Source organism: Streptomyces sp. NPDC031340, assembly GCF_055569945.1.
Genome location: NZ_JBVIIE010000016.1, coordinates 1 through 26,337, shown reverse-complemented (window position 1 = coordinate 26,337; position 26,337 = coordinate 1). Strand labels below are relative to the sequence as shown.

26 protein-coding genes and 1 pseudogene are annotated in these 26,337 nt (G+C 72.0%); 10 read left to right on the top strand and 17 right to left on the bottom strand.

Annotation, left to right across the window (positions count from 1 at the left end; all coding sequences use genetic code 11):
- Positions 1–130: 130 nt before the first annotated feature.
- Positions 131–322, bottom strand: coding sequence for a DUF397 domain-containing protein (locus ACZ5GT_RS14730; RefSeq protein ID WP_469021570.1), 192 nt, complete (start codon positions 320–322; stop codon positions 131–133).
- On the bottom strand, positions 319–1,197 hold the full coding sequence (locus tag ACZ5GT_RS14725) for a helix-turn-helix domain-containing protein (RefSeq protein WP_469021563.1): 879 nt from the start codon (positions 1,195–1,197) through the stop codon (positions 319–321). The genes ACZ5GT_RS14730 and ACZ5GT_RS14725 overlap by 4 nt, the downstream gene beginning before the upstream one ends.
- A gap of 147 nt (positions 1,198–1,344) precedes the next feature.
- Between ACZ5GT_RS14725 and ACZ5GT_RS14720 the strand changes: the two genes are divergently transcribed.
- The 3 genes from ACZ5GT_RS14720 (at position 1,345) to ACZ5GT_RS14710 (ending at position 6,272) form a co-directional block, all read left to right on the top strand.
- Positions 1,345–1,824 (top strand): ATP-binding protein, encoded by a 480-nt coding sequence (locus tag ACZ5GT_RS14720; RefSeq protein ID WP_469021557.1) that lies wholly within the window; start codon positions 1,345–1,347, stop codon positions 1,822–1,824.
- Positions 1,825–1,979: 155 nt separating this feature from the next.
- Positions 1,980–2,363: an effector-associated constant component EACC1 gene (locus tag ACZ5GT_RS14715; RefSeq protein ID WP_469021554.1), complete on the top strand. Its 384-nt coding sequence runs from the start codon at positions 1,980–1,982 to the stop codon at positions 2,361–2,363.
- A gap of 6 nt (positions 2,364–2,369) precedes the next feature.
- The gene (locus ACZ5GT_RS14710; RefSeq protein WP_469021551.1) at positions 2,370–6,272 is read left to right on the top strand and encodes a caspase, EACC1-associated type; all 3,903 of its coding nucleotides are present in this window, start codon (positions 2,370–2,372) and stop codon (positions 6,270–6,272) included.
- Between the two features lie 48 nt (positions 6,273–6,320).
- Here ACZ5GT_RS14710 and ACZ5GT_RS14705 read toward each other — a convergent pair whose 3' ends face one another.
- On the bottom strand, positions 6,321–7,376 hold the full coding sequence (locus ACZ5GT_RS14705) for a beta family protein (RefSeq protein WP_469021545.1): 1,056 nt from the start codon (positions 7,374–7,376) through the stop codon (positions 6,321–6,323).
- 443 nt (positions 7,377–7,819) lie between these two features.
- Here ACZ5GT_RS14705 and ACZ5GT_RS14700 point away from each other — a divergent pair, with 443 nt between their 5' ends.
- The gene (locus tag ACZ5GT_RS14700; protein WP_469021541.1) at positions 7,820–8,695 is read left to right on the top strand and encodes a helix-turn-helix domain-containing protein; all 876 of its coding nucleotides are present in this window, start codon (positions 7,820–7,822) and stop codon (positions 8,693–8,695) included.
- The gene (locus ACZ5GT_RS14695; RefSeq protein WP_469021534.1) at positions 8,692–8,883 is read left to right on the top strand and encodes a DUF397 domain-containing protein; all 192 of its coding nucleotides are present in this window, start codon (positions 8,692–8,694) and stop codon (positions 8,881–8,883) included. The genes ACZ5GT_RS14700 and ACZ5GT_RS14695 overlap by 4 nt, the downstream gene beginning before the upstream one ends.
- 60 nt (positions 8,884–8,943) lie before the next feature.
- Here the strand turns inward: ACZ5GT_RS14695 and ACZ5GT_RS14690 are convergent, their stop codons facing one another.
- Together ACZ5GT_RS14690 and ACZ5GT_RS14685 are read right to left on the bottom strand one after the other, a co-directional pair.
- Positions 8,944–9,372: a DUF8189 domain-containing protein gene (locus tag ACZ5GT_RS14690; protein WP_469021528.1), complete on the bottom strand. Its 429-nt coding sequence runs from the start codon at positions 9,370–9,372 to the stop codon at positions 8,944–8,946.
- A gap of 32 nt (positions 9,373–9,404) precedes the next feature.
- Entirely contained in the window at positions 9,405–10,115 is a 711-nt protein-coding gene (locus tag ACZ5GT_RS14685; RefSeq protein WP_469021521.1) for a DUF4232 domain-containing protein, read from the bottom strand.
- A gap of 26 nt (positions 10,116–10,141) precedes the next feature.
- Between ACZ5GT_RS14685 and ACZ5GT_RS14680 the strand changes: the two are divergent.
- The 3 genes and pseudogenes from ACZ5GT_RS14680 to ACZ5GT_RS14670 form a co-directional block, all read left to right on the top strand.
- Positions 10,142–10,435: pseudogene (locus ACZ5GT_RS14680) on the top strand (hypothetical protein); the annotation flags it as partial.
- Positions 10,436–10,442: 7 nt separating this feature from the next.
- Positions 10,443–10,634: a tetratricopeptide repeat protein gene (locus tag ACZ5GT_RS14675; RefSeq protein WP_469022079.1), complete on the top strand. Its 192-nt coding sequence runs from the start codon at positions 10,443–10,445 to the stop codon at positions 10,632–10,634.
- A 413-nt stretch (positions 10,635–11,047) separates the two neighbouring features.
- Positions 11,048–12,262 (top strand): sensor histidine kinase, encoded by a 1,215-nt coding sequence (locus tag ACZ5GT_RS14670; RefSeq protein ID WP_469021518.1) that lies wholly within the window; start codon positions 11,048–11,050, stop codon positions 12,260–12,262.
- 52 nt (positions 12,263–12,314) lie between these two features.
- On the opposite strand, the gene ACZ5GT_RS14665 is transcribed toward ACZ5GT_RS14670, so the two are convergent.
- The 12 genes from ACZ5GT_RS14665 to ACZ5GT_RS14610 all read right to left on the bottom strand — a co-directional run bounded on the left by ACZ5GT_RS14665 (position 12,315) and on the right by ACZ5GT_RS14610 (position 24,821).
- Entirely contained in the window at positions 12,315–12,485 is a 171-nt protein-coding gene (locus ACZ5GT_RS14665) for a hypothetical protein (protein ID WP_469021515.1), read from the bottom strand.
- Positions 12,482–13,552 carry an alpha/beta fold hydrolase gene (locus tag ACZ5GT_RS14660; RefSeq protein WP_469021513.1) on the bottom strand — a complete coding sequence of 357 codons (1,071 nt, stop codon included), beginning with the start codon at positions 13,550–13,552 and terminating at the stop codon, positions 12,482–12,484. The genes ACZ5GT_RS14665 and ACZ5GT_RS14660 overlap by 4 nt, the downstream gene beginning before the upstream one ends.
- A 278-nt stretch (positions 13,553–13,830) precedes the next feature.
- On the bottom strand, positions 13,831–15,021 hold the full coding sequence (locus ACZ5GT_RS14655) for a macrolide family glycosyltransferase (RefSeq protein ID WP_469021509.1): 1,191 nt from the start codon (positions 15,019–15,021) through the stop codon (positions 13,831–13,833).
- Between the two features lie 30 nt (positions 15,022–15,051).
- Positions 15,052–16,065 (bottom strand): Gfo/Idh/MocA family protein, encoded by a 1,014-nt coding sequence (locus ACZ5GT_RS14650; RefSeq protein ID WP_469021506.1) that lies wholly within the window; start codon positions 16,063–16,065, stop codon positions 15,052–15,054.
- Positions 16,062–17,462, bottom strand: a complete 1,401-nt coding sequence (locus ACZ5GT_RS14645; RefSeq protein WP_469021503.1) for an NDP-hexose 2,3-dehydratase family protein — start codon at positions 17,460–17,462, stop codon at positions 16,062–16,064. Before ACZ5GT_RS14645 ends, ACZ5GT_RS14650 begins: the two co-directional genes overlap by 4 nt.
- A 43-nt stretch (positions 17,463–17,505) precedes the next feature.
- The gene (locus ACZ5GT_RS14640) at positions 17,506–18,249 is read right to left on the bottom strand and encodes an NAD-dependent epimerase/dehydratase family protein (protein ID WP_469021500.1); all 744 of its coding nucleotides are present in this window, start codon (positions 18,247–18,249) and stop codon (positions 17,506–17,508) included.
- Between the two features lie 34 nt (positions 18,250–18,283).
- On the bottom strand, positions 18,284–19,597 hold the full coding sequence (gene rfbH, locus ACZ5GT_RS14635) for a lipopolysaccharide biosynthesis protein RfbH (RefSeq protein WP_469021497.1): 1,314 nt from the start codon (positions 19,595–19,597) through the stop codon (positions 18,284–18,286).
- Between the two features lie 2 nt (positions 19,598–19,599).
- Positions 19,600–20,598, bottom strand: a complete 999-nt coding sequence (locus ACZ5GT_RS14630) for an NAD-dependent epimerase/dehydratase family protein (RefSeq protein ID WP_469021494.1) — start codon at positions 20,596–20,598, stop codon at positions 19,600–19,602.
- Entirely contained in the window at positions 20,585–21,571 is a 987-nt protein-coding gene (gene rfbB / locus ACZ5GT_RS14625; RefSeq protein WP_469021492.1) for a dTDP-glucose 4,6-dehydratase, read from the bottom strand. Before rfbB ends, ACZ5GT_RS14630 begins: the two co-directional genes overlap by 14 nt.
- Positions 21,568–22,635 (bottom strand): glucose-1-phosphate thymidylyltransferase, encoded by a 1,068-nt coding sequence (locus ACZ5GT_RS14620; protein ID WP_469021489.1) that lies wholly within the window; start codon positions 22,633–22,635, stop codon positions 21,568–21,570. The genes rfbB and ACZ5GT_RS14620 overlap by 4 nt, the downstream gene beginning before the upstream one ends.
- 264 nt (positions 22,636–22,899) lie before the next feature.
- The gene (locus ACZ5GT_RS14615) at positions 22,900–23,472 is read right to left on the bottom strand and encodes a dTDP-4-dehydrorhamnose 3,5-epimerase family protein (RefSeq protein ID WP_469021487.1); all 573 of its coding nucleotides are present in this window, start codon (positions 23,470–23,472) and stop codon (positions 22,900–22,902) included.
- A gap of 62 nt (positions 23,473–23,534) precedes the next feature.
- Positions 23,535–24,821: a nucleotide disphospho-sugar-binding domain-containing protein gene (locus ACZ5GT_RS14610; protein ID WP_469021484.1), complete on the bottom strand. Its 1,287-nt coding sequence runs from the start codon at positions 24,819–24,821 to the stop codon at positions 23,535–23,537.
- Between the two features lie 532 nt (positions 24,822–25,353).
- On the opposite strand from ACZ5GT_RS14610, the gene ACZ5GT_RS14605 reads away from it, so the two are divergent.
- Together ACZ5GT_RS14605 and ACZ5GT_RS14600 are read left to right on the top strand one after the other, a co-directional pair.
- The gene (locus ACZ5GT_RS14605; RefSeq protein ID WP_469021479.1) at positions 25,354–25,962 is read left to right on the top strand and encodes a response regulator transcription factor; all 609 of its coding nucleotides are present in this window, start codon (positions 25,354–25,356) and stop codon (positions 25,960–25,962) included.
- Between the two features lie 193 nt (positions 25,963–26,155).
- Positions 26,156–26,337: hypothetical protein (locus ACZ5GT_RS14600; protein ID WP_469021474.1), on the top strand; the 182-nt coding region annotated here is incomplete at its 3' end.

The window sequence follows — 26,337 nt, the reverse complement described above, 5'->3', positions numbered from 1 at the left end:
AGGCACGGCCGGACGCCGAGATCGCCGCTGGGCGCTGGACTCCGCCCGTCCGCGAGAAGGCAAAGGCGTAGCGGCTGACGTGGCCTGACACAGTTCTGCCCCCGGTGTGGACCGGGGGCAGAACTGCCGCCTACTGAGCAGCGAAGCCGACGAACGCCGCCCACGCGGCGGCAGCGACGGGGATGGCGGGCTGGCTGATGTCCTTGGAGTCCCTCACGCGAACAACGTGAGGCAGGACAGCCACCTCGACGCACTGCCCGCCCTCACCACTGCTGTAGCTGCTCGTGCGCCACGCAACAACTTCCTCCACGTCGATGTTCATGTCTCTCCCAGCAGTTGCTCGATGAGGGTCAACGACTCACGGGGCGTGAGCGCTTGGGCTCGGAGTAGACCGTACTGCTCCTCAAGCTCACGGACGGTGCCCCGGTCCGTGTAGAGACGGCTGTGCTTGTACGCCTCCACGTAGGCGATCCTCCGCGCATCCTGCGTCTCGATCAAGGTGAAGGGACCAGCCAGACCGGCGTGCTCGTCACGTGCGTTCGGCATGATCTGGATCTCCACGTTGCGCCGCTGCCCGCACAGCAGAAGTTGCTCCAGTTGCCCGCGCATCACATAGGTGCCGCCCAAGGGCCGCGTCAGCACGGACTGTTCGATGACGAAGCTGAGGGTCGGCATCGGCAGACGGATGAAGATCGTCTGTCTCGCCAGGCGTGCGGCGACGCGCTCTTCGATCGTCTCGTCGCTCAGCAGCGGTCGTCGCATGGTGAACACGGCTCGCGCATACTCCTCCGTCTGCAAAAGCCCGTTGATGAGGTGCGTGTCGTAGACGTGCAACTCAACCGCCTCCCCCTCCAACCGCGCCGCATCCCGGAAGAATGCCGGGTACTGAGCCCGGGCCACCTCCTCCTTCATCTCCTGGAGGACCCCGCCCGCGTCCAGCACCTCGTCCGCCTGGTCGATGAACCTCGGCGGCGGCACCCGGCGCCCCTGCTCGTACGCGGCGATGGTGGAGACCGAATAGCCTGTCAGCGCGCCGAACTCGGACCGCTCCATGCCCGCCCGCACCCGGAACCGCTTCAGCTGGCGCCCGAAGACCCGCAGGATCCCGGAGCCGGCATCCGATTCCGGCTGCCGTTCGGGACCGTTACCCTCGCCGCTCCCGGACACCTCGTCCACCAGTTCCGTCGGTTCACTCATCCCCGTACCACCTCCCTGGGCCAACGCGCCCCCGCGCCGGCCGTCACGCTCCGTCCCGCCTACACCCGCACACCGGCCACTTACAGCGACTCTCCGTGTGCGCGCCGTATCTGGTCACGCTAGGACGGCACCGGCAGCGTGAACCACATGAACAGCCGAATCTCCACCCCACGGGTGCACTCCAGCGATGCCGAAGCCGAGGCCGAAAGCGCCGCCCGCCCCCTCCACGAGTTCGCGATGGCCTTCACCTCCTCCCCGCGCGGCGCGCGCCTCGCCCGCAGGCTGGTCTCCTACCGGCTCGACGCGTGGGGGCACCCGTACGGCAGCCGGGTCAACGACACGCTCACGCTGATCACCGCCGAACTGGCCGCCAACGCCGTACGGCACGGGCACGTCGCCGGACGGGACTTCCACGTGCGGCTCACCCACGGCACCGGCGTCCTGCGCGTCGAGGTCACGGACACCCGGACCGAACGCGTCCCCGTGCTCTCCGGCCTGGAACCGCCCGGCGACGCGGAGTCCGGCCGGGGGCTGCTGATCGTCGCGGGGCTGGCGACCCGCTGGGCGGTGGCCCCGCGCGAGGGCGCGCCGGGCAAGACGGTCTGGGCGGAACTGCGCCTGACGTGACCTGACGTGAGACGCGCGGGACTCGGCCATCGGCAACCGTGTTCACGCCAACGGCTTTGCAGGCCGGGCCCATTGGACCGCCGGTGTCAGTACCGGGCGCTAGTGTCGTTCGCCCGGCAAGGAGCCGGTGAACCCAGGGGGAGCACGAGAACGCCATGCCCGACAACCACACCGGATACCGGATCTCCGTCGTCGACGAGGACCCGCTGCGCGCCCGCAAGGAGGCCCGCGAACTGCTCGCCGTGCTCGCCGAGGCGGACTCCACGGCCAGGCTGGACCTTCCCGCACCCGGCGGCCCGGTGGGAGCCGGCGACAAGGGCGGCCCGTCCGTCGAGACCGTCGGGCTGCTGCTGAGCGCCGGTTCTTTCGTCGTCGCTCTGGTGCAGACGTGGCTGGCGCGGGTGCCTCAGCGCACCATCGTGGTCAAGCGGCCCGACGGCGCGGTCCTGCACGTCACCGGCAAGGAGGCCCGCGAGAACGACACGCTGATCGAGCGGTTCCTCGCGGACGGCGGCGACGAGGGCACGACGGCGGGCTGAGCGACGATGACCGACAACGACCGCCACGCGTTACTCGTCGGTGTCTCCACGTACGACAGCGAGGCGTACCAGGACCTCCCGGCCGTACGGGCCGACCTGCACTACATGCGGGCCGTCCTGGAGAACACCGAGATCGGCATGTACAACGAGTGCGCGACGGCCGCCGAGCCGACGCGCGCGGAGATGCTGCACGCCGTCGAGACGTTCCTGGAGGCCCGGCAGCCCAGCGAGACCGCGCTGCTCTACTTCAGCGGGCACGGGGAGTACTGCGAGCAGGACGGCCAGCTGTACTTCCTGACCCGCGACACCGACCCCGCCGACCTGCCGGGCACGGCCGTACCGGCGGAGTTCCTGGAGCGGATGCTCCAGTCCTGCCGGGCCGCCTCCAAACTGGTCCTGCTGGACTGCTGCTCCAGCGGTTCCGTCGTCCAGGGCTGGACCGCCAAGGGCCCGGCGGGGGAACCGGACCGGCCCGCGGCGAGCACGCTGCTGCGGCCGACCGGCGTGTACTTCATCACCGCGTCCGACGCCCTCCAGGCGGCCTCCGCGATGGCGCCGCCGGGGTCGGGTCTCGGTACCTCCCGGTTCACCGGTGAGATCGTCGAGGGGCTGCGCAACGGCCGGATCAAGGACGGCGGCTGGATCACCCCGGACGACCTCTTCGACTACCTGACCGCCCAGATGACCCGCGACGGCGTACCGGAGGAGCAGCGGCCCACCAAGTCCACGATCAGGGCCACCCGCAGCCTCCCCTTCGCCCGGTCGGTGGCACGGCCGGTGCGGCTTCCCGCGCTGCCCCACGACGCCGGCGAAGCCGCCCGGCGCTCCCCCGCGCTGCTGAAGGCCCGGGAGCTGGCCGAGGCGGACGAACGGGACGGCGTCGACGCGCAGCGGCTGCTGCGCTACTACGCGGACTGCCTCACCGCGCAGGCGGCGGCCGGCATGCGGCCCGACCGGGACGGCGGCCGGAACGAGAAGTACTTCCTGCTGGCCCAGGGCGAGGAGACCATCCAGTCGGGCCGCGGACCGCACATCGTCGCGCCCGGATCGCTGCCCCGGCCGAGGGACGGGCGGACCGGGCCGGGCGCCGAGGCGGGGACGCGGCAGGAGTACTGGTACGGGTATCCGGCGATCACGCTGCCCGCGCGGGACGGCGGCCGGGGGCGGCGCGCGACGGTGGAGCTGGCGCCGCTGCTCGTCCAGCAGATGGAGCTGGCGCCGGACGGGGACGGCCGGGACGTGCTCCGGCCCAGCGGTGTGCCGTCCCTGCACAGCGGCGTCGTATCGGAACTCCTGGACGCGGGCGACGCCGCCGACCTGGTGGCCCGCTGGCAGCCGGCCTGGCAGGAGGGCAACGACGCCCAGATGCTGCGCGCCGTCAGGGAGTTGCTGGACGAGCTGGGGCTGCCGGAACTCGAACCGCTGGACCCGTCCGCGCTCAGCGACCGCACGGTCATGCAGGCACTGCGGCCCGGCGCGCACAACGCGGCCGTCCTGCTGGTGCCGTCCGGCGCGGAGGCCATGGCCACCCAGGCCCTGGTGGACAACCTGCTCCAGATCTCCACCCGGACCGACCAGATCGCGGGCACCGCCCTGGACGCGCTGCTGGACGGCGGGGCCGGGCAGGCGCCGGCCACGACCGCGGCCTCGGCGAATCCGGTGACACCCGTCGCTCCGGGGCCGTGCAACGAGAGCCAGGAGCAGGTGATCTCCTCGGCGATGAGCCGGCCGCTGACGGTGGCGACCGGACCGCCGGGGACGGGCAAGAGCGAGGTCGTCACGGCGGTCGTCACCACCTGCGTCGCCGCGGGGCAGTCGGTGCTGGTCGCCTCCACGAACAACGAGGCCGTGAACGTCGTCGCCGAGCGCTGCGACGACATCGCACCCGGCCTGCTGATGCGGACGGGCAACGCGGAGGCGCTGGAGCGGGAGGCGGCCAAACTGGAACGGCTGCTCGCCGAACCGGTCCCGGCGCCCCGGCGCGGATCGGCCACCGTCGGCGGCGAGCTGCGCAACACCCGAGGTACGGCGGACCGGCTGCGGGCGGAAGCGGCCCACCGCGTCGGTGAGGAGACCCGGCTGCTGGAACTGCTGCACGACCGGGAGGAGCGAACCGCCGCCTTGGAGCTGCCCCTGTCCCTCCTCGAAGGGGCCTGGGCGGCGGACGGGGACGGTCTGTCCCCGCTGGACCGGTGGGCGGAGCGGGCACGGAAGACGGCCGCGGCCCGCTGGTGGCAGCTCGGGGCATGGCGGCGTGGACGGGCGCTCGCCGCGCTGGTCGCGGCGGTGGCGCAGCGGTCCGAGGGGTCCGGACCGGCGTGGCCGGCCTGGGCGACGGGACGACCCGTGCCACCCGAGCTGCTGGAGTCGCTGGCCGCGATCGTGTCCGTGGAGCGGGAGGTGCGGGAACTCGTCCGCGATCACGGAACATGGGACGAGGAAGGGCTCAAGGCGTCCCGGCTGGCGACCGCGGAAGCCCTGTCCGGCCTGTCGGCGGAACTGTCCCGCGCGCTGTCCGCCGAGACCCTGGACCGGGCCACCGGGCTCATGAACCAGCGGCTCCAGGCCCTGCGCCGCCGCTCCGGCTACCAGCGCAGCCAGAAGAACCTGATGACCCACATCAAGGGATGGGCCGTCAGCACCCACTCCGTGCGGCAACTGGAACTCGCCCCGAAGCTGTTCGACCTCGTCGTCATCGACGAGGCCAGCCAGTGCTCCATCCCGTCGGTGCTGCCGCTGCTGTTCCGGGCCCGCCGGGCACTGATCATCGGTGACCCCATGCAGCTCGGACACATCCTCGGCGTGTCACCGCAGCAGGAGAGGCAGGCCCGGACGCGGGCCGGACTGAGCGCCGCGCAACTGGAGCACCGCCGCCTCGCCTACCACGTGTACTCGTCGTACCACGCGGCCGAACAGCACGGCGACGGCGCGCTGCTCCTCGACGAGCACTACCGCTGCCACCCGCGGATCGCGGACGTGGTCAACGGCCACTGCTACGGCGGCCGGCTGCGGGTGCTGACCGACGTGCGGCGGCAGGTGCCGGGACACGACCCGGTGGGAGCGGCCGATCCGGCGCCGGTGCTCGGCTGGGTCGACGTACCGTACGGGGAGTCGGCGCGCGGCGGCGACGGGCGGTCCTGGCGGAACACGGCGGAGGCGGAGGCCGTGCGGCGCGTGGTCGACGGGTTGCTGGCGGGCCTTCCGCCGGACGCGACGGTGGGGGTGGTCACGCCGTTCCGGGCGCAGAAGGAGACCCTGGCCCGGATGTGGCGGGACGACGACCGGGTCCGGGTCGGCACCGTGCACACCTTCCAGGGCGGACAGCGCGACGTGATGGTGCTCAGCCCGGTGGCGGCGTCCAACACACCGCCCCGCACGACGCACTGGGCCGCGAGCCAGGTCAACCTGTGGAACGTGGCGGTCACCCGGGCCAAGTCGCAGCTGATCACCGTGGGCGGCCTCGCCTTCTGGCAGGAGCAGAGCGGCCTGCCGGCCCTCCTCGCCGCGCGCTCGGCGCCGCTGGGGGCGGGTGACGACGGCACGACGGCCGAGGCCGGCCCGCCCGGCCCGCTGACCGAGGGCCGTGAAGACCTCGCCGACCGCCTGCAGCAGTACCTCACCGGACGCGGCATCACCGATCTGGAGCGGGCCGTCCAGGTGGGCGGACACCCGGTGGACCTGCTGTTCACCGACGCCGGCGAGAACACGGCGGTGCTCATCGACCCCGGTCCGAGGCCCGGCGAAGACCCCGCGCGGCACCTCAGGCTCCTCCACGCGCGAGGCGACCTGCTCACCGGCCTGCCCTCCGGGGGACACGGGGCCAAGCCCTGCCCGGTGAGCCGGACGGTGCGGGTGCCCGCCTGGCGGATCCTGACGGGCGAGACCGCGCTGGCACCGCTGTTCGACTGAGCCCCGGACCGGGAGGCCGGGCCCGGGCGACCGGACCCTGCCTCCCGCTCAGTCGCCGGACAGGCTCCGTACGACGTACGTCATGTGCTGGAGGTTTCCCGCGCGCAGCCACTCCGTGGGCCCGCCCACACCCTCACTCGTCGAGAGCGGGCCGTTCGCGCAGTCGCTCAGCCATTCCTCGCCCTGCCCGGCCTCCGCGCCCCGGAACTCGGGCAGTTCGGTGATCTTGCGGGCAGCATCGCGGTTGACAGCGATCCGGTCGGGCCCTCGGGTCAACGTCTTGAAGAGCAGGTACGAGCTGTCGGTGGTGTAGCGGAGCACGCCCCAGGGCGGTCCGCCCTTCCTCCCGGGTGCCGGGGCCTGCGCAAGGGCCCCTGGGGGCTGCACGCAGTAATCGCCGTAACCGAGCAGCGAAGCGTAGGCCCTGCCCGTCGCGCGCACCTCGTGCCACATACGCCACTCCCCCCGCGCACCCTCGCACCATCCTTCCTCCAGCATGTCGGCGGTGACCCGCGGAAAGGCCCCGCCGAGCAGTGCGGCGCTCCGCCAGACCGCCAGGGGCATCAGCGCGTCGAGGGCGCGCAGCGCCTCCTTGCCCGCGTCGGACCGGTCGTCGAGGACCGCGCCCATGTCGAGCAGCAGGTCCACGGGCACCTCCGGACCGGACCGGGCCAGCAGTCTCCGGACGTCCTCCGCGAGGCGGCCGTCCCACTCCCCCGTGACCCGGACCCGGACGCCCAGTCCGCGCAGGCAGCGCCGGGCCGTCTCCACGGCCGCCGTCTGCTGCGCCTCGGTCCTCTCCGGCCCGGTAAGCGGCCGCAGCCGCCCCAACTCGCAGTACACGGACAGCGCTTCGGCGAGGACGGCGGTCTGCGAGTCCTCGCCGAAGGGAGCATCGATCCATCCACCGTGACGGCTGACGGCACTCACCGGATCGGCGTACTTGCCGACCACCGTGGCCAACGTCTGCGGAGCCACCCCCGGCAATGGCGGCAGGTTCCACAGTGGCCTGATCGCGGCCCGCACGTCCGGCCACAGCCGCCGGAAGGCCCCGGCCGCGTGTGGCCGGGCAGGCAGAACGGGAACATAGAGCGGTCCGGACATCGCGGCTCCCCCTCGGCACCGTCCGTGCGCATCCCTTCCTCTCAGAGTCCGTTCGCCCCGAAGCACTTGAAAAGAGAGCGATTTCGGCCCGCGTGGCCGATGTGTTCAAGTACTCGGTGACGGTGTGTAATTCAAGTTGTACGCTTCGTATCGCCACATCGTGGTGGACGAGGCAATTCGCTCAGGTCAGCGCCCCTTGACCGGCCATCGCCGCGGGTCACGGAGCCGGCTGCTCTCTTCCGGGATATCTGAGGGTCTTCAGAAGCATCGCCCACGAGGGCTGATCGGCAGGTCCGGCGCTGATACAGATCACGTTGTACTGGTTGACGCGCTGGACCGGGTCGGTCGCTGTACGTGACGATGGGTCTGCCGAGCGTGGCGCAGCACGTGCGGCATGGGAGAGGACCCGACAACGCGAGGCACAGGGGAAGGCGGCTGCGACGATGACCGACAACGGCGTTGGGGTGGGCGGGAGTTCCGGGCAGGCCGGGGGCAACGGAAGCTGCGAGCCGGAACTCTCGGACAGTCTGAAGACGTTCGGCGCGGTCCTCAAGGCCTTGCGCGAGGAAGCCCGCCTGACGCAGGAGCAGTTAGCGCCGCTGATGCGGTACTCGGTCGCGTACATCGCCAAGATCGAACAGGGCAAGCGGTTCCCGCCACGGGATCTGCTGGAGCGGTCGGAGGAGGTGCTGGGGGCGGCCGCGGGTCGGGTGCTGGGGGCGGCGGCCCGCAGTCTGACGCGGAAGGCGGGGCTGGCGTCGTGGTTCCGGCAGTGGGCGGGGATCGAGGAGGAGGCGATCTCGCTGTATGCGTACGAGTGCGCTGTGATTCCGGGCTTGCTCCAGCCGGAGCCCTACATTCGCGCGCTCTTCGAGCGGCGCCTTCCGCCTCTTTCGGAGGAGCAGTTCGAGCAACAGGTCACGGCTCGGCTCGAACGTCAGCGTCTCCTGAGGGAACGGCCGAACAGCACGTTCGGCTTCATCATCGAGCAGGCCCTGCTGGATCGCCGCCTGGCGGGCGACAGAGTCACCCACACGTTGCTCAGCAGCCTGCTCGAAGTGGGCCGTCTCCGGAACGTGGAGATTCAGGTCATGCCTCGGGTCCAGGAGGATCACTCCGGTTTCGAGGGCCCTCTCTACCTCGCCGAGACGGTGGAGAATCGATGGGTGGGCTACGTCGAGGCGCACGATTGCAGCATGCTCGTCACCGACACAAAAGCCGCAAGCGCCATGCTTCAGCGCTATGGCAGGATGCGCTCACAGGCTCTGAGTCACCAGGCCACCACGAGCCTGCTGGAGCAGATGCGAGGAGCGTTATGAGCACCAGCGAACTTGCTTGGTTCAAGAGCAGCTACAGCGGCGGTGGCGGCGGCAACTGCGTCGAGGTCGCCGTGCGTGCGGAGGCCGTTCTCGTCCGGGACTCGAAGGACACGGACCGGCGGGGGCTGGCCCTGTCCCGCGACGCGTGGTCGGCGTTCACTGCGCTGGCGGCGGAGTCGCCCGTCTGAACTTCCGGTGGGGCGGCGTGGGCCGCTGCCCCACCGGCCACTACGGGCCGTCCACGGCGGTCACGGGCACAGTGGGCCGTCCTGGACGGTGCAGCTCACCTGCCAGGGGGTCCACGCGCCGTTGTCGTAGCGCATCCGGAACCAGTAGTTGCCGTCCCGGCCGATGGCCGCGATGGTGAAGTTCGTCAGGCTGCCCTGCAGGTGGTCGATCTGGATCCGGCTCTGGACCCATCCCTCCATGGACAGCCATCCGTTCCAGGAGCCGTCGGTGTTCGTCCAGTTCGTCCACACCGCGTGATCGGTGCCGACGACGAACTCCTGCTTGGTCCCGTTGGCGAACTTCGTGGTCGAAATGCCGTAATCGCAGAGGTACTTGTGGCCCTTGTCCGTGCAGGAGGTGGCCGCCTGGGACGGCGCCGCCGTGGCCCCCACCGCCGCGAAGGCGGCCATGGCCGCGACCGCGGTGAGGGCACTCTTGAATCCGCGCATGTGCGTGCTCCTTCGTCGCATGGTGTGACGGCTCAGAAGTCGTCCGCGCCGTTGCGCAGTTCGGGGGTCCAGTAGCCGGTGAGTGACTTCGCCGGGTCGACGGCGATGCCGTTACTGCCGGGCGCGGTGACGGCGATGACCGTGGAGTCGCCCTCCAGCGTGAGGGAGAACGCCGTCACCGGCTCCGTGTCCTCGTCGGTCCCGCCGTCGGAGAACTTCACCACGGCGTAGGCCGGGGCCCCCGGCTTGAGCACGACCGCGGTGGCCGGCTTGCTCTTGGCCACGGCCGGCACGTCCTGCTTGTGGCTCTCCAGGAACTGCACGTGCGGGAAACCCGGCAGCTTGCAGGAGCGGTGGGAGGTGTTCTTCGCCGTGAGGACGAGGTGGGTGTAGGGCGGGCCGTCCTGCCTGGCGGCGGTGACGGTGATGTCCCCTGCCGTGCAGACCGCGTCGGAGGCGGAGGCCTGCTCGCCGGACGAGCCGGACGAGCCGGTCGTCCCCGCGGAGCCGCCGGCGCCGTTGGAACCCGACGAACCCGCGGAACCGGCGGTACCCGCCGAGTCCGCGGAGTCCGAGGTGCCGGTGCCCTTGCCGGTCCCCGCCGCGGTCGCCGAAGCGGCGGCCGAAGGCGTGCCCGCGGAGGCCGGGTCGCTGTCCGTGCCGCCCTGGCAGGCGGTGAGGGACAGGGCGAGGGCCGTGCCCGCGACAGCGAGCAGCGTGGAGCGGTGGCGCCTGGTGTTCATGAGATCTCCCCGTTGGGTGGTACGCCGTGTGCGCACGGCTGTCGTTCGACGGCGGGCGGTCTGTTCCCCTGCGGCACGCGTGTGACCGGGGCGTCCGCGTCTGCCACCAGTCGATCATCTCGGGCCGGTGCCGCCCAGGCGGTTCCCCCGGCAGAAGTACGGTCGGCCATACTTCTGCCGGGGCTCGCGTCCGGACGAGCCGGACGACGGGGACATCGACGGTGCGGGACCGCACGCCTTCCACGGGGGACTTCGGGCAGCGGTTGAGGGGCCTGCGGGCCCGTGCCGGGCTCAGCCAGGAGGCGCTGTCCCATGCGGCCGGGGTGAGTGTCAGGGCACTGGCGGACATGGAACGCGGGCGCGGCCCGGCTGGCCGAGCTGACGGTGCTCAATTCTCTCGGCAGCCTGCTGCGCCAGGCCGGACGGCCGGCGGAAGCCCTGGACATCCACCGCCGCAGCGAGCGGATCGGAGGGCGCCGGGCGGCCCGGTCGGTCGTCGGTGGGCGCCGGTCCCGGTAGGCGGGCGTACGTCCGGCGGGAAGCTGTCCGGCCCGGGGCAGGGCGTCGACGAGTGACGGCGGCACGCCGGGCGTCGGCGAGTGACGGCGGCGCCGGGTGCGTCGGCGGGGCGGCGGGGCGGCGGGGCGGCGGCGGTAGGGTGCGCGGCCGCCGCTCGCGCGGGTCGGTTGCGTGGTAGGTGTGGTGTGTCCCAACTCCCTTTACCGGTAAGGAATCGGCCGCATCAATACCGGTCTCGCCGGGCAGCATCCGTGCGTGGACACGCACACAGGAGCCCATGGTGCGGGACACGACGCTCGAGGGGCGATCGGCTGTGCGACGTGACTTTCACGGCGGCTGATCGCTGCACGGGCCACCGGTATTGCATAGCATCCACGCGAAGACGCACAGAGTTGTGAGAGGCCGTGAAGGTGATGGGCGGTCACGACCGTTTCGACAGTGCGGACGAGTCGAGGGGCAACAGACGCGAGGCGGACGCACCGCCCGTACTCGAAAGCGACCTTCCCGCCCCCCGGTCGGCGCGCACCGTCCCCCTCGCCGCGCTGTTGGGCTTCGCGCTCCTGAGCACCATCGACATCCTGCGGGCCGATCTGTCCCCGGCCGCCGCGACGACGTGCGTGCTGCTCCTGCTGGGGAACCTCGGCCTGCAGTTCCTGCACTCCGCGCCGGGCGGCAGCCGGGCGCCGCTGGCCCGCAGGTGCCTGACCCTCGGCGTCCAGGCGCTGCTGACCTGTCTGCCGCTCCTGCTGTTCCACGCGTACTGGGCGACGATGGCCGGCTGTCTCGCGGCTTCCCTGCTGCTGCTCCTGCCGCCCCCGGTGGCCTGGCCGCTCTACGGCGCCGCGGGGCTCGGCATGCTGCTCCTGCCGGCGCTCGACGGCCGGCCGGTCCTCGACGGCATCCTGCTCTGCCAGACCACGCTGCTGACCGGGTTCGCCCTCTACGGCCTGGCCCGGCTGGCGGAGCTGGTCACGCGGCTGCACGCGGCGAGCGGTGAACTCGCCCGGCGGGCGGTCACCGGAGAACGGCTGCGCTTCGCCCGGGACCTGCACGACCTGCTCGGCTGCAGCCTCTCCGCGATCACGCTGAAGAGCGAACTGGTCCACCGGCTCATCCCCACCCAGCCCGCGCGCGCGATGAAGGAGGTCGACGAGGTGCTGTCCATCGCCGAGCAGTCCCTCACCGACGTCCGCAAGGTCGCGAGCGGATTCCGCGAGCTGTCCCTGCGGCAGGAGGTCAGGTCGGCGCGGTCGATGCTCGACGCCGCCGGGATCGACGTACGGACGGAGGTCGACCTGGGGCCGCTCTCCTCGCACCTGGACACCGCGCTCGCCACCACGCTGCGGGAGGCGGTCACCAATCTGCTGCGGCACAGCAACGCCTCACGCTGCCGAATCGAGGCCGTGGAGCGGGACGGTCTGGTCCGGCTGGTGGTCGAGAACGACGGCGTGGACTCCGCCCACCACGACCCCTCGCCCTACGGCGGCAACGGGCTGGTCAATCTGCACGCGCGGATGACCGCGGTGGGCGGCCGGCTGGAGTCGGGGCCGTGGAAGGACGGCACCTTCCGGCTGCTGGCCGAGGTGCCCGCGCAGAGCGCCTCGTCCACCGCGCGGGTGGGCGGCTGACCGGCCCCGCGGCGCCGCTCCTCTACGCGCCGCTCCCCCAGGCGCCGCTCCGCTACGCGGCGCCGCCCTGCCCCGGCAGCAGCCGGAGGAAGGGAGCAGCCGTCATCCGGGGGGCGGCCGCCAGGTCGTTCTCGGTGATGCCGAGGGACGCGAGCGTCTGCCACGGCGGCACACCGGCCACCGGGGCGGAGGCGGCGTCCTTGTCGTTCCCTGCTTCGTTCATGAGGACCTCTCTCCGGACAGGGTGCGGGACGTCGGACGGTGGCCGCGGCGCGCGACGCGCAGCCACAGCAGTTGGGAGATGAGCCAGCGCCGCATCGCGCCGAGGTGGGCGGGCGAGCCGTGCACGTCGTCGAACGTCTTGAAGCGCACGTCCTCGAGCGTGCGGCGCAGCAGCGCCTGATCCTCGGCCGGGATGATCTCGTCGCGGCCGCTGGCGACGTACCGGACGGGGATCCGCACCTGCCGCAGCTGCTCCGGCGTGAGCGCGAACTGCCGTAGCCGGTGTCGGAGTTCGGTGAGGTTCGCGCTGCCGGTGAGGCGGCGCAGGGTGTCCGCCGTGATGCCGGGCACCCGGGGCCACCAGGCGTCGTCCGTGAAGAAGCCGGCCACGGGCGCGCCCACGGTGAGCACGCGGCGGATGCGGGAGTCGTCGGCGGCGGCGCGCACGGCGAGGTGGCCGCTGAAGCTGAGGGCGAGCAGCGAGGTGTCGGAGACCTGGGCGCGGTCGGCGAGTTCGTCGAGCAGGAAGCCGAGGATGCGCCAGGAGTCGGGGCCGTAGGTGAAGGTGTTCTCGCCGACGCCCGGCAGTTCGGTGACGACGGCGGCGAAGCCGAGTTTGCGCAGCAGCGGCAGCAGCGGCGCCCACTGTTCCTTCACGCTGACGATGCCGCCCATGACGATCAGCAGCGGGCGGGGCCGGGACCGGTCGAGTCCGGTGGCCCAGCAGACGACGGTGCCGTCGCAGGTCTCGAACTCCAGTCGCTCGATGCCCACTTGGTGCTGCCGCCACCGGTCGAAGGTGTCGACGCACAGGCCCTGGGCGCGGACCCGGTCGGCGTCGCCATGGTACGGGAACCGAGCGAGCGCGAAGTGGCGGCACGCGTCGAGCAGGTCGCCGCGGTCGGCGGCGGCCCTGCCCTCCGCGGTCCACACCGCGGCCCACGACCCGGGGTCCTGGACGGTGTCGCTGGTGATGCGGGCGAGGACGCGCGTGGCGTGCCCGGCCGTCATGCCCTGTCCCCGGGCGTGCAGGCGGGCGAATTCCTTGAGTTCTTCGAGATGGTCCATCGGTCTCCTAGCGAGGGAACCACCGGTTCGGGCCGGTGGCGCCGTCGGGGCGGCGGGGGCGCCGAGGGAGACCCTGGAGACCCTGCCCGCCGGATCCCGCCGGAGCGGCTCTGCACCCCCAGTGTTCCGGCGCCCGCTTGCGCGGTGCTTGTACGCGGGCAGCGGTGCCTTTGCACGGGCAGCGGTTGCCCGCGTGCAGGCAACGGTTGCCTGTGCGCGGGCATCGGCACCGGTTGAGCGGGCAGCGGTCCGGCCCCGCTGGACGCGGGCGGTGGCGGTCAGTCCAGGCGGGACAGGCGGGCCAAGTGGGCCTCGACAGCGTCGGCCGCGACGGCCGGGCCGTCGACGGACCGGATGCGCTCGCGCATGGCCCGTACCCGCTCGGTCACCGAGGGGTCGCCGGTCACCCGCCGCGCGGCCTCGCGCAGGCTCTCCACGGTGACGTCCTCCTTGGCCAGCAGGCGGCCGAGGCCCAGCTCCTGCACGCGCAGGGCATTCGCCCGCTGCTCGTTCGTCTGGGGCACCAGGACCATGGGGACGCCGTTGTCCAGCGACTCCATGGTGCTGTTCATGCCGCCGTGGTTGATGAACAGCCGTGCGTGGCGCAGCACGTCGAGCTGGGGCGCGTACCGGCGTACGTCGACGTTCGCGGGCAGCGGCCCGAGGGCGGCCGGGTCGGTGTGCTCGCCGACGGTGATCAGGACGTCCCACTCGGTGTCGCCGAACGCCTCGATGGCCATGCGGAAGAACTCCGGCCAGCCCCTGGCCGAGGTGCCGAGCGAGATCAGCAGGACGGGGCGGTCCGGCGAGGCCGGCTGCCAGGTGCCCTGGTAGGGGCGTTCGGCGATGCACGGGCCGGTGAAGACGAACCGCTCGTCGAAGGTCTCGCCGGCGTACTGGAATTCGCGGGGCAGGAAGACGAGGGCGAGCTTCTCGATGTGCGTGAGGAAGCGCATCGGGTCGGCGGGCAGTCCGAACCGGGGCAGCAGCGCCGCGAGCTTCAGCGCCGCCTCGACGATCCGCGGGTCGTCCGGCTCGGCCACCGGGAACCTCTCCCGGATGGAGAAGTGTTCGTTCGAGGCCAGCACGGGATACGTCCGGATCAGCGGGATGCCGTGCCCGGCGGCGAAGAAGCGCGCTCCCCACGCCATGAAGTCGTGGACGATCACATCCGGCCTGTTCGCCTCGTAGAAGGGGGTGACCTGGTCGACGAGGGAGGTGGCCTCGTCCAGGCTGCGCAGTCCCTCGCCCGCGGCGTCCTCGGGGGTCAGGGGGGCCTGGTAGAAGTCGCCGAACACCGAGTCGTAGCGGACCGGTTCGGCGCCGGCGGCCTTCATGATGGGGGCGAAGTGGTCGGTCACGGTGCAGGTGACGCGGTGGCCCCTTCGCACCAGTTCCTCGATCACGCCGACCGTGGGGTTGACATGGCCTACGGCCGGAAAGTCGAAGAAAGCGATGTGGCGTCGCACGGGTGGCTCCTCCCGCTCGTCCGGGTTCCGTCAGTTGCGTGAAGTCCGGTGCGTTCCGTCAGTTCCGTCCGGCTCGCCGGTGTGGGTCGCGGACCGGCGTATCCCGTCGAGGAGTTCGGCCTGCCGCAGGGTGTCGCGGGGGTCCGGGAGGGTTCCGGAGCGCACGGCGGCGGCGAACGCCGCGACGGTGGCCGCCACCTGGTCGTGCGGGGCGAGCGGGATCTCCTCGGTCTTCCCGTCGCGGTGCAGGCCGATCACCGGGACATGGTCGGCGGGCGGGGTGAAGGCCCGGTCGACGGTGATGCCGCCCTCGCTGCCCCACAGTTCGTACGACGAGCGGTAGGCGTGCTCCATGCCGAAGGTGATCTGCGCGGTGACGGTGCCGGGTGTGCTCAGCAGCGCGGCGCCGGAGGTCTCCACCCGGCGTCCCGCGCCCCGGACGAGGCGGGCGCCGGTGACGTCGAGGCCGGGGCCCAGGAAGTGCAGCGCGGCCCGCAGCGGGTAGATCCCCACGTCGGCCAGGGCGCCGCCGCCGAGGTGCGGGTCGTAGCGGATGTCACCGTCGGGCAGCGGCGGGATGGTGAACGCGGCGTGGAAGGAGCGGGGTTCGCCGATCGCGCCGTCGGCGACCAGGCGTCGTACCGCCTCGTGCCGGTGGTGGTGGACGAACATCACGTTCTCCATGAGCACCAGGCCCTCGGCGGCGGCGAGTTCGAGCAGGTGCGCGGTGCGGTGGCGGTCGGTGGTCAGCGGCTTCTCGGCGAGGACGGGCCGGCCCGTGCGCAGTGCGGCCTCGGTCCACTCGGCGTGCAGGGCGGCGGGCAGCGGCACGTAGACGGCCTGGACGTCGTCCTGTTCGAGCAGGGCGTCGTATCCGTGCACGGGCCGGCCGCCGAAGCGGTCGGCGACCTCGCGCGCCTTGGCCGGGTCCCGGCTGGCGACCGCCGCGATCTCGATGCCGGGGTCGGCGGCGAAGGCGGGGAGCATACGGCGTACCGCGATGCCCGCGCAGCCGATCACCCCGATCCGCAGGGGTTCGCTCATCGGGTCCGCACCGCCGTCGCGTTGAGGCAGGCGAGCAGGGTGCGGGCCTGGACGTTGAGGTAGTGGCCGTGCCGGACCAGGGAGGTGAGCTGCCCGGGGGTTACCCAGGCGTAGCCGGGCGGCGGGTCCTGCGGGGCGTCGGACTCGTCCGCGTCGACGATGAGGTAGCGGCTCACGGCGTTGAGGAAGCGGCCGCCCTCCTCGGAGTGCACGGCCTCGTAGCGGACCCGGTCCGGGCCGGCGCGCTCCACCGTGTCCAGGAACAACGGGCGTTCCCCGGCGGGCAGATGGGCGTAGTTGTCGGGCGTGTACTGCACGGTCGGCCCGAGTTCGACGGTGTCGAGGAAGCCGGCCTCGACGCGGGCGTGCACCAGGACGTGCGGGACGCCGCCGAACTCGCGGGTGAGGAAGGCGGTGACGCCGGCGCCGACCGGCTCGAACAGGGGCTGGGTCCAGCCGGTCACCTCGCGGTTGCCCGCCTGCACGGACACGGCGACGACGTCGAAGTAGCGGCCCGCCTCGTGCTCGATGGCGCTCTCGCGGCGTTTCCAGCCGGGGAGGTTGTCCAGCGGGACGCGTTCGGCGCGCACGCTGTGCCGGGTGCGTTCGCCGGTGATCCAGGACAGCAGCTCGGTGTCGGTGAGCAGCGCGCCGTACCGGGCGTCGCCGAACGGCAGGCAGGACAGCACCGTGCGGGAGTCCATGTTGACCACGTTGTCCAGGTGCAGCAGTTCGGCGATCTGGCCGAGGGTGAGCCAGCAGAAGTCGTCGAGGAGCGGGACGTCGCGGGTCACCTCGACCACCATGTTGCGGTTGGACTTGTGGTGGAACCACGAGCCGTGTTCGGACTGGAGGACGTCCGCGACGACCCGGCCGCGGTCCGGGCCGACGAAGTACTCGATGTACTTGACGTCCGCGCCGCGGTGGGCCTTGGTGTAGTTGCTGCGGGTCGCCTGGACGGTGGGCGAGAGCTGGAGCAGATTGGGGTTGCCGGGCTCCATCTTGGCCTGCATCAGGAAGTGCAGCACCCCGTCGAACTCCTTGACCACGATGCCCAGGATGCCCACCTCGGGCTGTTTGATGATGGGCTGGTACCAGTCGGCGTACGGGCCGTCGCCGTGCGGTTCGCCCTGCTCGGTGACGTGCAGGCCCTCGACCGTGAAGAACCGTCCGCTGCGGTGCACCAGGTTTCCGGTGGACTCCTGGAAGGTCCAGCCGTCCAGGTCCGCGAAGGGTATCCGCTGCACGCGGAAGGTGTTGGCGCGGCCCCGCTCGGCCAGCCAGGCCGCGAAGTCCTCGGTGTCGAGGTGGGCGCCTCGGGTGGTGGCCGCCGAGCGGGCGATGCGGTCCGGCAGGCTCGCGTTGTCGCGTCTCTGGAGGATGTGGGTCGACGGCATCGGGGGAACTCCCTGTCTTTCTGGAGCGGAGAGCGCGGCCGGGTCAGGCACGGTCGGCCGCGAGGAAGTCGTTGAGGACCCTGCGGTAGTAGTCGGGGCCGAAGCCCAGGTCCGCGACCTGGGGCACCAGGGCGCGCAGCTTCTCGGTGGAGATGGCGTACTCGGCGCCCGCGTCCACGTACTTCTTGCGCGGCGCGAGCCGCAGCGCGCGGGCGAGGTGGTCGACGATGTCCTCCACCGGGGCGGCGAATCCGGAGGCCACGTTGACGGTGTCCGCCCGCAGCCCCGCGGCGAGCAGCCGGTCGGTGATCAGCAGCAGGTCCGTGACGCCGATCAGGTCGCGGACCGCGCGCCGGTGCAGGGTCACCGCCCCGGCCCGGACCTGCCGTACCAGCGTGGGGACGAGCTGGTGGGGGCGGCCGTGCGGTCCGACCAGGTGGGCCAGCCGGAGGATGAGGTGGTCGGCGCCCGAGTCGCGTAACTGCTCCTCGAGTGCGAGTTTGTGTGCGCCGTAGGGGGTGGCGGGGTGGACCGGGGCGTCCTCCCTGCCTGGTCCGTCGGCGAGTCCGTACATTCCGGTCGCGGCGGTCGAGAAGAACAGGAGCAGTTGTCCGCCTTCGGCGCACCGCTTCGCGACGTCGCGCAGCAGTGCGGCCTCCCGCGCGTAGTCCGCGTCGGTGGCGCCGCTGGTCCTGGACTCCCCCGCCGCGAGGGCCACGGTGCCCGGATGCCGGCCGGCCAGCGGACGCAGACTCCGTGCCAGGAATCCGGTTCCCACTATCTCCATCGTCGTCCCGATCTCCTGACGGGAGTCGGAGCTCTCAGCCGCGCTGGGCCACGAACTCCTTGATCGTGGCGGTCATGTAGTCGAGCATCTCGTCGGTGAGCCCCGGGTAGACGCCGATCCAGAAGGTGTGCTCGGTGATGACGTCGCTGTTGGTGAGGTCGCCGACGACCCGGTGCGGCTTGCCGATGTAGGCGGGCTGCCGGGTGAGGTTGCCGGCGAACAGCCGCCGGGTGCCGATCTTGTGCTCCTCGAGGTGGGCGACGAGTTCGGCGCGGGTGAAGCGGGCCTCGGGGTCGACGGTGATGACGAAGCCGAACCAGCTCGGGTCGGACTTCCGGGTGGGCTCCGGCAGCAGCAGGCCGGGCACGCCGTCCAGTCCCTCGCGCAGCCGGCGCCAGTTGCGGCGCCGCGCCTCGATGAAGCCGTCCAGCTTGTCGAGCTGGGCGAGACCGAGCGCGGCCTGGATGTCGGTTCCCTTCAGGTTGTAACCGACGTGGGAGAAGATGTACTTGTGGTCGTACCCGGCCGGCAGGTCGCCCAGCTGGTACTCGAACCGCTTGAAGCAGGTGTTGTTCATGCCGGGTTCGCACCAGCAGTCGCGGCCCCAGTCGCGCAGCGACTCCACGATGCGGGCCAGGCCCAGGTCGGAGGTGAGCAGGCAGCCGCCCTCGCCCATGGTGAGGTGGTGCGCCGGGTAGAAGCTGACCGTGGTCATGTGGCCGAAGGTGCCGGTGAGCCGGCCGTCGTAGGTGGAGCCGACCGCGTCGCAGTTGTCCTCGATGAGGTAGAGGCCGTGCTCCTCGGCGAGCTGGGCCACCTCGGCGACCTCGAAGGGGTTGCCGAGCGCGTGCGCGATGATGATCGCCCGCGTCTTCGGGCCGATGGCCTGGGCCACCCGCTCGGCGGTGGTGTTGTACGTGCCCAGTTCCACGTCCACGAAGACCGGGACCAGCCCGTTCTGCAGGATCGGGTTGACGGTGGTGGGGAAGCCGGCGGCGACGGTGATCACCTCGTCGCCCGGCTTCAGCGCCCGGTCGCCGAGTTCGGGCTGGGTGAGGGCGGAGACGGCCAGCAGGTTCGCCGACGAGCCCGAGTTGGTCAGGTGGGCCTTGCGTCGCTTCAGCCGCTTGGCGAAGCGGGACTCGAACTTCTTCGAGCTGGGTCCGGCGGCGATGCGCATGGTCAGCGCCGCCTCGACGAGGGCGACCCGGTCCGCCTCGTCCAGGACGGCGCCGGACGGCCAGATCTCGGTCACGCCGGGCACGAACTCCCGGTCGGGCGCGGTCTCGCGGTGGTACCTGCGGACCTCGTCCAGCACCAGTTCCTTGTGGTCGATGGTGTCGCTCATCGTCATGTCCTTCCGTTGACCGGTGCCGGCACAGCGGCTGCGAGCAGGTCGCGCAGCGAGTCGTCGAGGGTGCGGCGCGGCCGCCAGCCCAGGAGCCGCAGCGCCCGTGAGACGTCGAGTTGCTGCCACGCCACGTCGGTGCGCGGGGACGGGGCGGGGGCGGCCTCGACGACGGGGACGTCCACGCCGCTGAGGCGGACCATGCGGTCGATCAGCGCGCGCATCGGCACGGCCTCGCCGCGCCCGACGTTGATCACCCGGCCGCTCACGTCGGCCCTCGGCGCGGCGGCGGCGGCCCGTACGGCGTCGACGGCGTCGTGCACGTCGACGAGGTCGCGGCGGGCGTGCAGCGGCGGGAGCCGCAGTTCGTCGGGGCGTTCGCCCAGGGAGCGGGCGCGGGCGGCCGCGCCGAGGTGCGCGGCGACCCGGCCGAAGAGGCTGCCGGCCGGCACCCCGGCGCCGATCACGTTGGCGAGGCGGAGCACCACACCGTCCAGGCCGTCGTCGGCGGCGGCCCGCAGGACGGTCCGCGTGCCGAGGAGTTTGGTACGCCCGTACGGTGTGACGGGTGCGGGCTCCTGCTCCTCGCGGGTGCCGGCGCCCGGGGTTCCGGCGCCGTACTCGTGGACGGTGCCGAGCTGGATCAGCCGCGGCGGGTACGGCAGTCCGGTGAGCGCCCGGGTGAGGCGGACGACCAGGTCCGCGTTGCCCGCGGTCATCTCGGCCGCGTCGCCCTGCCAGACCCGGCCGGCGGCGTTGACGACCACGTCGGGCCGCAGCGAGCCGAAGAGGGCGGCGAGGTCCGGTGCGCCGGCGGCGAGCAGGTCCATGGCCACGTGCCGCGCGTCCGCCGGCCCGTCGTCGGCCGGGTTGCGGGACACCAGGTGCACCTGGGCGCCGTCGGCGCGGAACGCCTCGCCGATGCGCCGGCCCAGGTAGCCGGTGCCGCCGAGCACCACCACGCGCGGCCCGGCCGCCGCGCCGCGGTCAGCCGTGTTCACGGCCGGCCCCGTACTTGACGGCCTTCCACCAGTCGGGGTGGTCGCGGTACCAGGCCACCGTGGCGGCCAGGCCCTCCTCGAACCCGATCTCGGGCGCGTAGCCGAGCTCCTCGCGGATCTTGGACTCGTCGATGGAGTACCGCAGGTCGTGCGCCTTGCGGTCGGCGACGTGGCGGATCATCTCCTGGCCGGATCCGGTCAGTTCGAGCAGGCGCTCGGTGATGGCGCGGTTGGTGCGCTCGTTGCCGCCGCCGATGTTGTAGATCTCGCCGGCCCGGCCGCGGTCGAGCACCAGGTGGATGCCGCGGCAGTGGTCGTCCACGTGCAGCCATTCGCGGATGTTGCGTCCGTCGCCGTACAGCGGGACCTGCCGGCCTTCCAGCAGGTTGGTGACGAACAGCGGGATGAGCTTCTCGGGGTGCTGGTAGGGCCCGTAGTTGTTGGAGCAGCGGGTGATGGAGAGGTTGACCCCGTGCGTGCGCCAGTAGGTGCGGGCGACCAGGTCGGAGCAGGCCTTGGAGGCCGCGTAGGGGGTGTTGGGCAGCAGCGGCCAGTCCTCGGTCCAGGAGCCCTGGTCGATGGAGCCGTACACCTCGTCGGTGGAGACGTGCACGACCCGCTCGACGCCGCTGTCCAGCACGGCGTCGAGGAGTGTCTGGGTGCCCAGGACGTTGGTGCGGAAGAACGGGCCCGCGCCCTCCAGGGAGCGGTCCACGTGGGACTCGGCGGCGAAGTGCACCACGGCGTCGTGTCCGGGCAGCAGTTCGCGCAGCAGGCCCAGGTCGCAGATGTCGCCCCGGACGAACTCCAGGCGCGGGTGCGCGGCGGGCAGGTTGTCGCGGTTGCCCGCGTAGGTCAGCTTGTCCAGGGCGGTGACCTGGGCGTCCTCCCAGCCCGGGTAGGCGTTCCGGAGGAGGTTGCGGACGAAGTTGGAGCCGATGAAGCCGGCTGCTCCGGTGACGAGGATCCTCATGCGGCCACTTCCACTCTGGTGTGGTCTCCGACGACCAGGCGGTAACGGTCCGTGCTCTGCCCGCTGGTGCCGACCGAGGCGGAGCGGCCGATGACGGAACTGCGCAGGCCCTGGACGCCGGTGACCGACGCGCCGTCCAGGGCGATGGAGTACTCCAGCCGGCTTCCGGTGACCGTGCAGGCGCGCCCGATGGAGGTGTGCGGGCCGATGTGGCTGTCCTCCACGACCGTGCCGGCGCCGATGATCGCCGGGCCCTCGATGCGGGAGCGCACGATGCGCGCCCCCTCCTCCACGACGACCGGCCCGGCGAGCACGCTGGCCGCGTCGATGTCACCGTGCAGGGCCGGCCGCAGGCCCTCCAGGATGTGCTGGTTGCACTCGAGGAGGTCCTCGACGTTGCCGGTGTCCTTCCAGTAGCCCTGGTACTGGCCGGCCCGCACGTCGGCGCCGGTCGACACCAGCCACTGGATCGCGTCGGTGATCTCCAGTTCGCCGCGGGCGCTGGGCCGGATGGACCGCACCGCGTCGTGGATGGCGGCGGTGAAGAAGTACACGCCCATCAGGGCGAGGTCGCTGCGCGGCCGCTCGGGCTTCTCCACCAGGCGCAGCACCTCGCCGCCGGGGCCGAGTTCGGCGACGCCGAAGGCGCGCGGGTCGGGCACCTTGTAGACCACGACGTGGGCGGCCGGGCGGTGCGCGGCGAACTCCTCCGCGATCCCGGCGATCCCGTCGGGCAGCATGTTGTCGCCGAGGTACATGACGAAGTCGTCGTCGCCGAGGAAGTCGCGGGCGATGGCGACGGTGTGGGCGAGGCCGAGCGGAGCCTCCTGCCGGATGTAGGTCAGCTGTGCCCCGAGCCGGGAGCCGTCCCCGAGCGCCTGCTGGATCTCCTGGGCGCGGTCGCCGACGATGACGCCGACCTCGGTCACGCCCAGGTCCAGGATGTTGCCGAGGACGTATTCCAGGACCGGCCGGTTCGCGACGGGGATGAGCTGTTTGGGCATGGAGTAGCTGAAGGGCCGCAGGCGGGTGCCCGATCCGCCGGCCAGCACCAGAGCCTTCATGGGAGGTCCTCTCGCTTCATGTGTTGATGCCTCTTCGGTCCGGTGCGCGGTGCGCGGCCGACAGCGCGGCCGACAGGGCCTCGGCCGGGTCCTGTCCGCCCGGGTGTACGGGCGGTCGGGTGTACGGGCGGTCGGGCCGGGTTCTGCCCGCCCCGGTGCGTGGGCGGTCGGGCCGGGTCCTGCCCGCCCGGGTGCGTGGGCGGTCGGGCGGTGTCGTCCTCGCCCCGGTGCGTGGGCGGCCGGCGGCACCGGGGTGGCGCCGGGTCAGGCGGCGGTGAACTCCGGCAGCGTGCCCGCGGCCAGGGCCTCGGCGAGCGTCGGTGCCTTCGCGTCCTTGTCCGAGACCAGCGGTGTCCCGGCGCACTCCCAGGGAAGGTCCAGGTCGGGGTCGAGCGGGTTGATGTCGATCTGTGTTCCGGGGACGTAGGTGGTGGAGACGACGTAGCAGATGCAGGCGTCGTCGGTGAGCGCCAGGAATCCGTGGCCGACGCCCTCCGGCACGTACACGGACCGGCCGGAGGCGGCGTCGAGTTCGTTGACCCGGTGCCTGCCGAAGGTGGGCGAGCCGACCCGCAGGTCGACGACGATGTCCCGCAGCGCGCCCCGGACGCAGGTGACGAACTTGGCCTGTCCCGGGGGGATGGTCACGCTGTGGATGCCGCGCAGGGTGTGGCGCCGGGACACCGAGTAGTTGATCTGGCGGGGCCGGAAGACGATCCCCGCGGAGCGCTCCAGTTCGTCGGTGCGCAGCGACTCGTAGAACACGCCCCTGCTGTCGGGTATGTGGTGCGGCTCGATCAGGAACGTGCCGGGGATGCCGATCTCCTCGACGCGCACGCTCGCCCCCTCCTGCTGAAGTCGACTGGCCTCGGTGCCGTGCGGCGGCGGACGCCCGCGGCTCAGCCGCGGTGCTCCGCGGTCAGCCGCTCCAGGACCGGGACGACGTCCTTCGGTGCCGGGGCGGCCAGCATGTCCTCGTACAGGGCGCGGGCGCCGAGCTGGAAGGACGGCTCCTCGATCAGCCGGACGAGGTCCTTCTGCAGGCTGTCGACGTCGATCGCCGCGGGGTCGGCGACCAGTCCGGCGCCCCGGCGGGCGACGTAGCGCGCGGTGACCATCTCGTCCCACATCGGCAGCGGCACGACGAGCTGCGGCACCTTGAACGCCACGGCGGCGGCGAACGTCCCGCCGCCCCCGTGGTGGATGATCGCCGAGCTGCTCGGCAGCACCTGGCCGAGCGGGATGTACTCGAGGGCGCGGACGTTGTCCGGGAGCGTGCCGGCCGCTTCCAGCTGCTCGCTGTTCAGCGTGGCGACCAGTTCCAGGTCCAGGCCGGCGACGGACTCGAAGAACTCCCGCATCGGGAAGCCGCTGTGCCGGCCGGCCAGCAGCCGGCGGCTCACTCCCAGGGTGAGCACGGCCCGGGGCCGCTCGGGGCGGGTGTGCAGCCAGCCGGGAAGCGTGGTGCCCCCGCTGTACGGGACGCGGCGGACGGGTACGTACGTCAGGTCCAGCGGGGTGCGCATCCGGGACTGGGTCAGGTCGAGGGTCCACTGGCCGGTCAGCGTCTCCTCGGTGAAGTCGAGGCCGTAGCGCTCCAGGACCGGGCCCAGCCACGGCATCCAGGGGTCCTCGGTCAGGCCGGACGACGGATCGGCCAGCTCCTGGCGCGTCCTGGCGCGGACCAGGCCGATGTTGTCGGTGCCGAACAGCAGGCGCGCGTGCGCGGCGCCGCAGCTCCGGGCGGCCACCGCGCCGGTCGGCGCCAGCGGGTCCCACAGGACGAGGTCCGGGCGCCAGTCCCTGGCGAACTCGACCAGGGTGTCCAGGACGGGCCGGCGCCCGCCCTCGACCGCCGGCGGCGGGTAGTAGGCGTTGAACATGCCCCCGAGCACGGCCCTGGCCGTGCGCCAGGAGTCCGGGTCGTCGGGGTCGAGGGCCAGGGTGGGCCGGTCGGGGCCGGCGCCGGCGATGAGGGGCGCGAGCGAGGCGGTGAGTTCCTCCTTGCCGCCCAGCGAGACCGCGGTGAGGCCGGCCGAGGTGATGTTCTCGATCACCTTCTGGTCGACCACACCTTCGGGGCTCGCCACCACGACCTCGTGGCCGGCGCTCTGCAGCGCCCACGCCAGCGGAATGGCTGGATAAAGATGTGCCGATGCCGGAAAGATGGTGAAAAGAACGCGCATCGCTGACCTCTCCGAGACTGCCGGCGCGATGCCGACGCGTACGGTTCGCACGCATCCTGCGGGCGCCCTCTAAAGAGCCGCTTGTGCACCGCGAACGGGGAGCACGGGGGTGCACAGGGGTGTACGGAGCTGCACAGGGGTGTACGGGGTGCCGCGCCGCCGTCGGGTGCGGCGCCCGGCCCGGGGCGGGTGCGGCGCCCGACCACCGGCCGGGGATTCGCCGCAGCGGGCGGATCGGCCGCAACTCTTCCTTTCAAGTCGGCCAGTTACGCCGTTGTGCGCCCGCAGGGGTTTGAATGCCGCACAATTTTTACGAGGTTGACTTACCATCTCCGCAGGATGGAGGCCGTGAAGATGATCGAGAGTCATGAACGGTCCGACAGCGCGGACGAGTTGGGCAACGCGCACATCTACGCGGGAGTTCGGTGATGCTGAACCTCCGGGACCATCCCGCCGTGCTCTGTATCAAAGGCCACGAAAGGTCCGACAGCGCGCATGAGTTGACCAACGCGCCCGTCTCCCGGGGAGTTCGGTGATACGCATACTGATCGCCGAGGACATGAACATGGTTCGCGGCGCCCTGGTGGCGCTGTTGAACCTCCAGGACGACCTCGACGTGGTGTGTGAGGTGGCACGCGGGGACGAGATCGTCGACATGGCGCTCAAACACCGGCCCGACGTCGCCATCATCGACATCGACCTGCCCGGTGTCGACGGCCTGTCGGCCGCAGGCCGGCTGCGCGAGCGGCTCCCCCAGTGCCGCGTCCTCATCCTCACCAGTCTGAGCCGCCCAGGCGCCCTGCGCCGGGCCCTGGAGACCCGGGTCGCCGGCTATCTCCGCAAGGACGCCCCGTCCTCCGAACTCGCCACCGCGGTACGGCGGGTGGCGGCGGGGCACCGGGCCGTCGACCCGGAACTGGCGCTGGCCGCCTGGGGGGAGTACGAGAGTCCCCTCACCGACCGGGAGACGGAGGTGCTGCGGCTGGCGGCGGAGGGCGCGGAGCCCCGGGAGATCGCCTCCACGCTCCGCCTGTCGGCGGGGACGGTGCGCAACTACCTGACGACCATCGTCGCCAAGCTCAACGCCCGCAACCGCGTCGACGCGATCCGCATCGCGAGGGACGCCGACTGGCTGCTGTGACGGGGAGCCGCGGGCTGCTGCGACGCAGTCCGCGGGCCGGTGTGACGGGGGTCGCGGGCCTCGGCGGGGTATCGCCGCAGGCCGGACGTCCTGATCGAACGGCGTTCTGATCAACGGGCTTTGGCCGATCACAAGGGGCGTTCCCTAGCGTGCGGCGCAGGCAACAAGCTGCGTCGACGCGAAGGAGCGGCCGGTGGCCGTCGATACGACTCATTCCAGTGGCACGAGCGCCCCCGGGGAGCGGGAGGCGGACGGTGCGGCCCTCCCGGTTCACGAGGTCCGCCGGCTGGACCGGGTGATCATCCGGTTCGCGGGTGACTCGGGTGACGGTATGCAGCTCACCGGTGACCGTTTCACGTCGGAGACGGCGTCGTT

Coding starts and splice junctions, on each gene's coding strand:
- ACZ5GT_RS14640 (WP_469021500.1), bottom strand. CDS start 18,249: ATGGAGATAGTGGGAACCGGATTCCTGGCACGGAGTCTGCGTCCGCTG.
- ACZ5GT_RS14720 (WP_469021557.1), top strand. CDS start 1,345: ATGAACAGCCGAATCTCCACCCCACGGGTGCACTCCAGCGATGCCGAA.
- ACZ5GT_RS14665 (WP_469021515.1), bottom strand. CDS start 12,485: ATGAACGAAGCAGGGAACGACAAGGACGCCGCCTCCGCCCCGGTGGCC.
- ACZ5GT_RS14710 (WP_469021551.1), top strand. CDS start 2,370: ATGACCGACAACGACCGCCACGCGTTACTCGTCGGTGTCTCCACGTAC.
- ACZ5GT_RS14610 (WP_469021484.1), bottom strand. CDS start 24,821: ATGCGCGTTCTTTTCACCATCTTTCCGGCATCGGCACATCTTTATCCA.
- rfbH (WP_469021497.1), bottom strand. CDS start 19,597: ATGAGCGACACCATCGACCACAAGGAACTGGTGCTGGACGAGGTCCGC.
- ACZ5GT_RS14650 (WP_469021506.1), bottom strand. CDS start 16,065: ATGAGCGAACCCCTGCGGATCGGGGTGATCGGCTGCGCGGGCATCGCG.
- ACZ5GT_RS14645 (WP_469021503.1), bottom strand. CDS start 17,462: ATGCCGTCGACCCACATCCTCCAGAGACGCGACAACGCGAGCCTGCCG.
- ACZ5GT_RS14725 (WP_469021563.1), bottom strand. CDS start 1,197: ATGAGTGAACCGACGGAACTGGTGGACGAGGTGTCCGGGAGCGGCGAG.
- ACZ5GT_RS14715 (WP_469021554.1), top strand. CDS start 1,980: ATGCCCGACAACCACACCGGATACCGGATCTCCGTCGTCGACGAGGAC.
- ACZ5GT_RS14660 (WP_469021513.1), bottom strand. CDS start 13,552: ATGGACCATCTCGAAGAACTCAAGGAATTCGCCCGCCTGCACGCCCGG.
- ACZ5GT_RS14695 (WP_469021534.1), top strand. CDS start 8,692: ATGAGCACCAGCGAACTTGCTTGGTTCAAGAGCAGCTACAGCGGCGGT.
- ACZ5GT_RS14670 (WP_469021518.1), top strand. CDS start 11,048: ATGGGCGGTCACGACCGTTTCGACAGTGCGGACGAGTCGAGGGGCAAC.
- rfbB (WP_469021492.1), bottom strand. CDS start 21,571: ATGAGGATCCTCGTCACCGGAGCAGCCGGCTTCATCGGCTCCAACTTC.
- ACZ5GT_RS14705 (WP_469021545.1), bottom strand. CDS start 7,376: ATGTCCGGACCGCTCTATGTTCCCGTTCTGCCTGCCCGGCCACACGCG.
- ACZ5GT_RS14700 (WP_469021541.1), top strand. CDS start 7,820: ATGACCGACAACGGCGTTGGGGTGGGCGGGAGTTCCGGGCAGGCCGGG.
- ACZ5GT_RS14730 (WP_469021570.1), bottom strand. CDS start 322: ATGAACATCGACGTGGAGGAAGTTGTTGCGTGGCGCACGAGCAGCTAC.
- ACZ5GT_RS14690 (WP_469021528.1), bottom strand. CDS start 9,372: ATGCGCGGATTCAAGAGTGCCCTCACCGCGGTCGCGGCCATGGCCGCC.
- ACZ5GT_RS14685 (WP_469021521.1), bottom strand. CDS start 10,115: ATGAACACCAGGCGCCACCGCTCCACGCTGCTCGCTGTCGCGGGCACG.
- ACZ5GT_RS14620 (WP_469021489.1), bottom strand. CDS start 22,635: ATGAAGGCTCTGGTGCTGGCCGGCGGATCGGGCACCCGCCTGCGGCCC.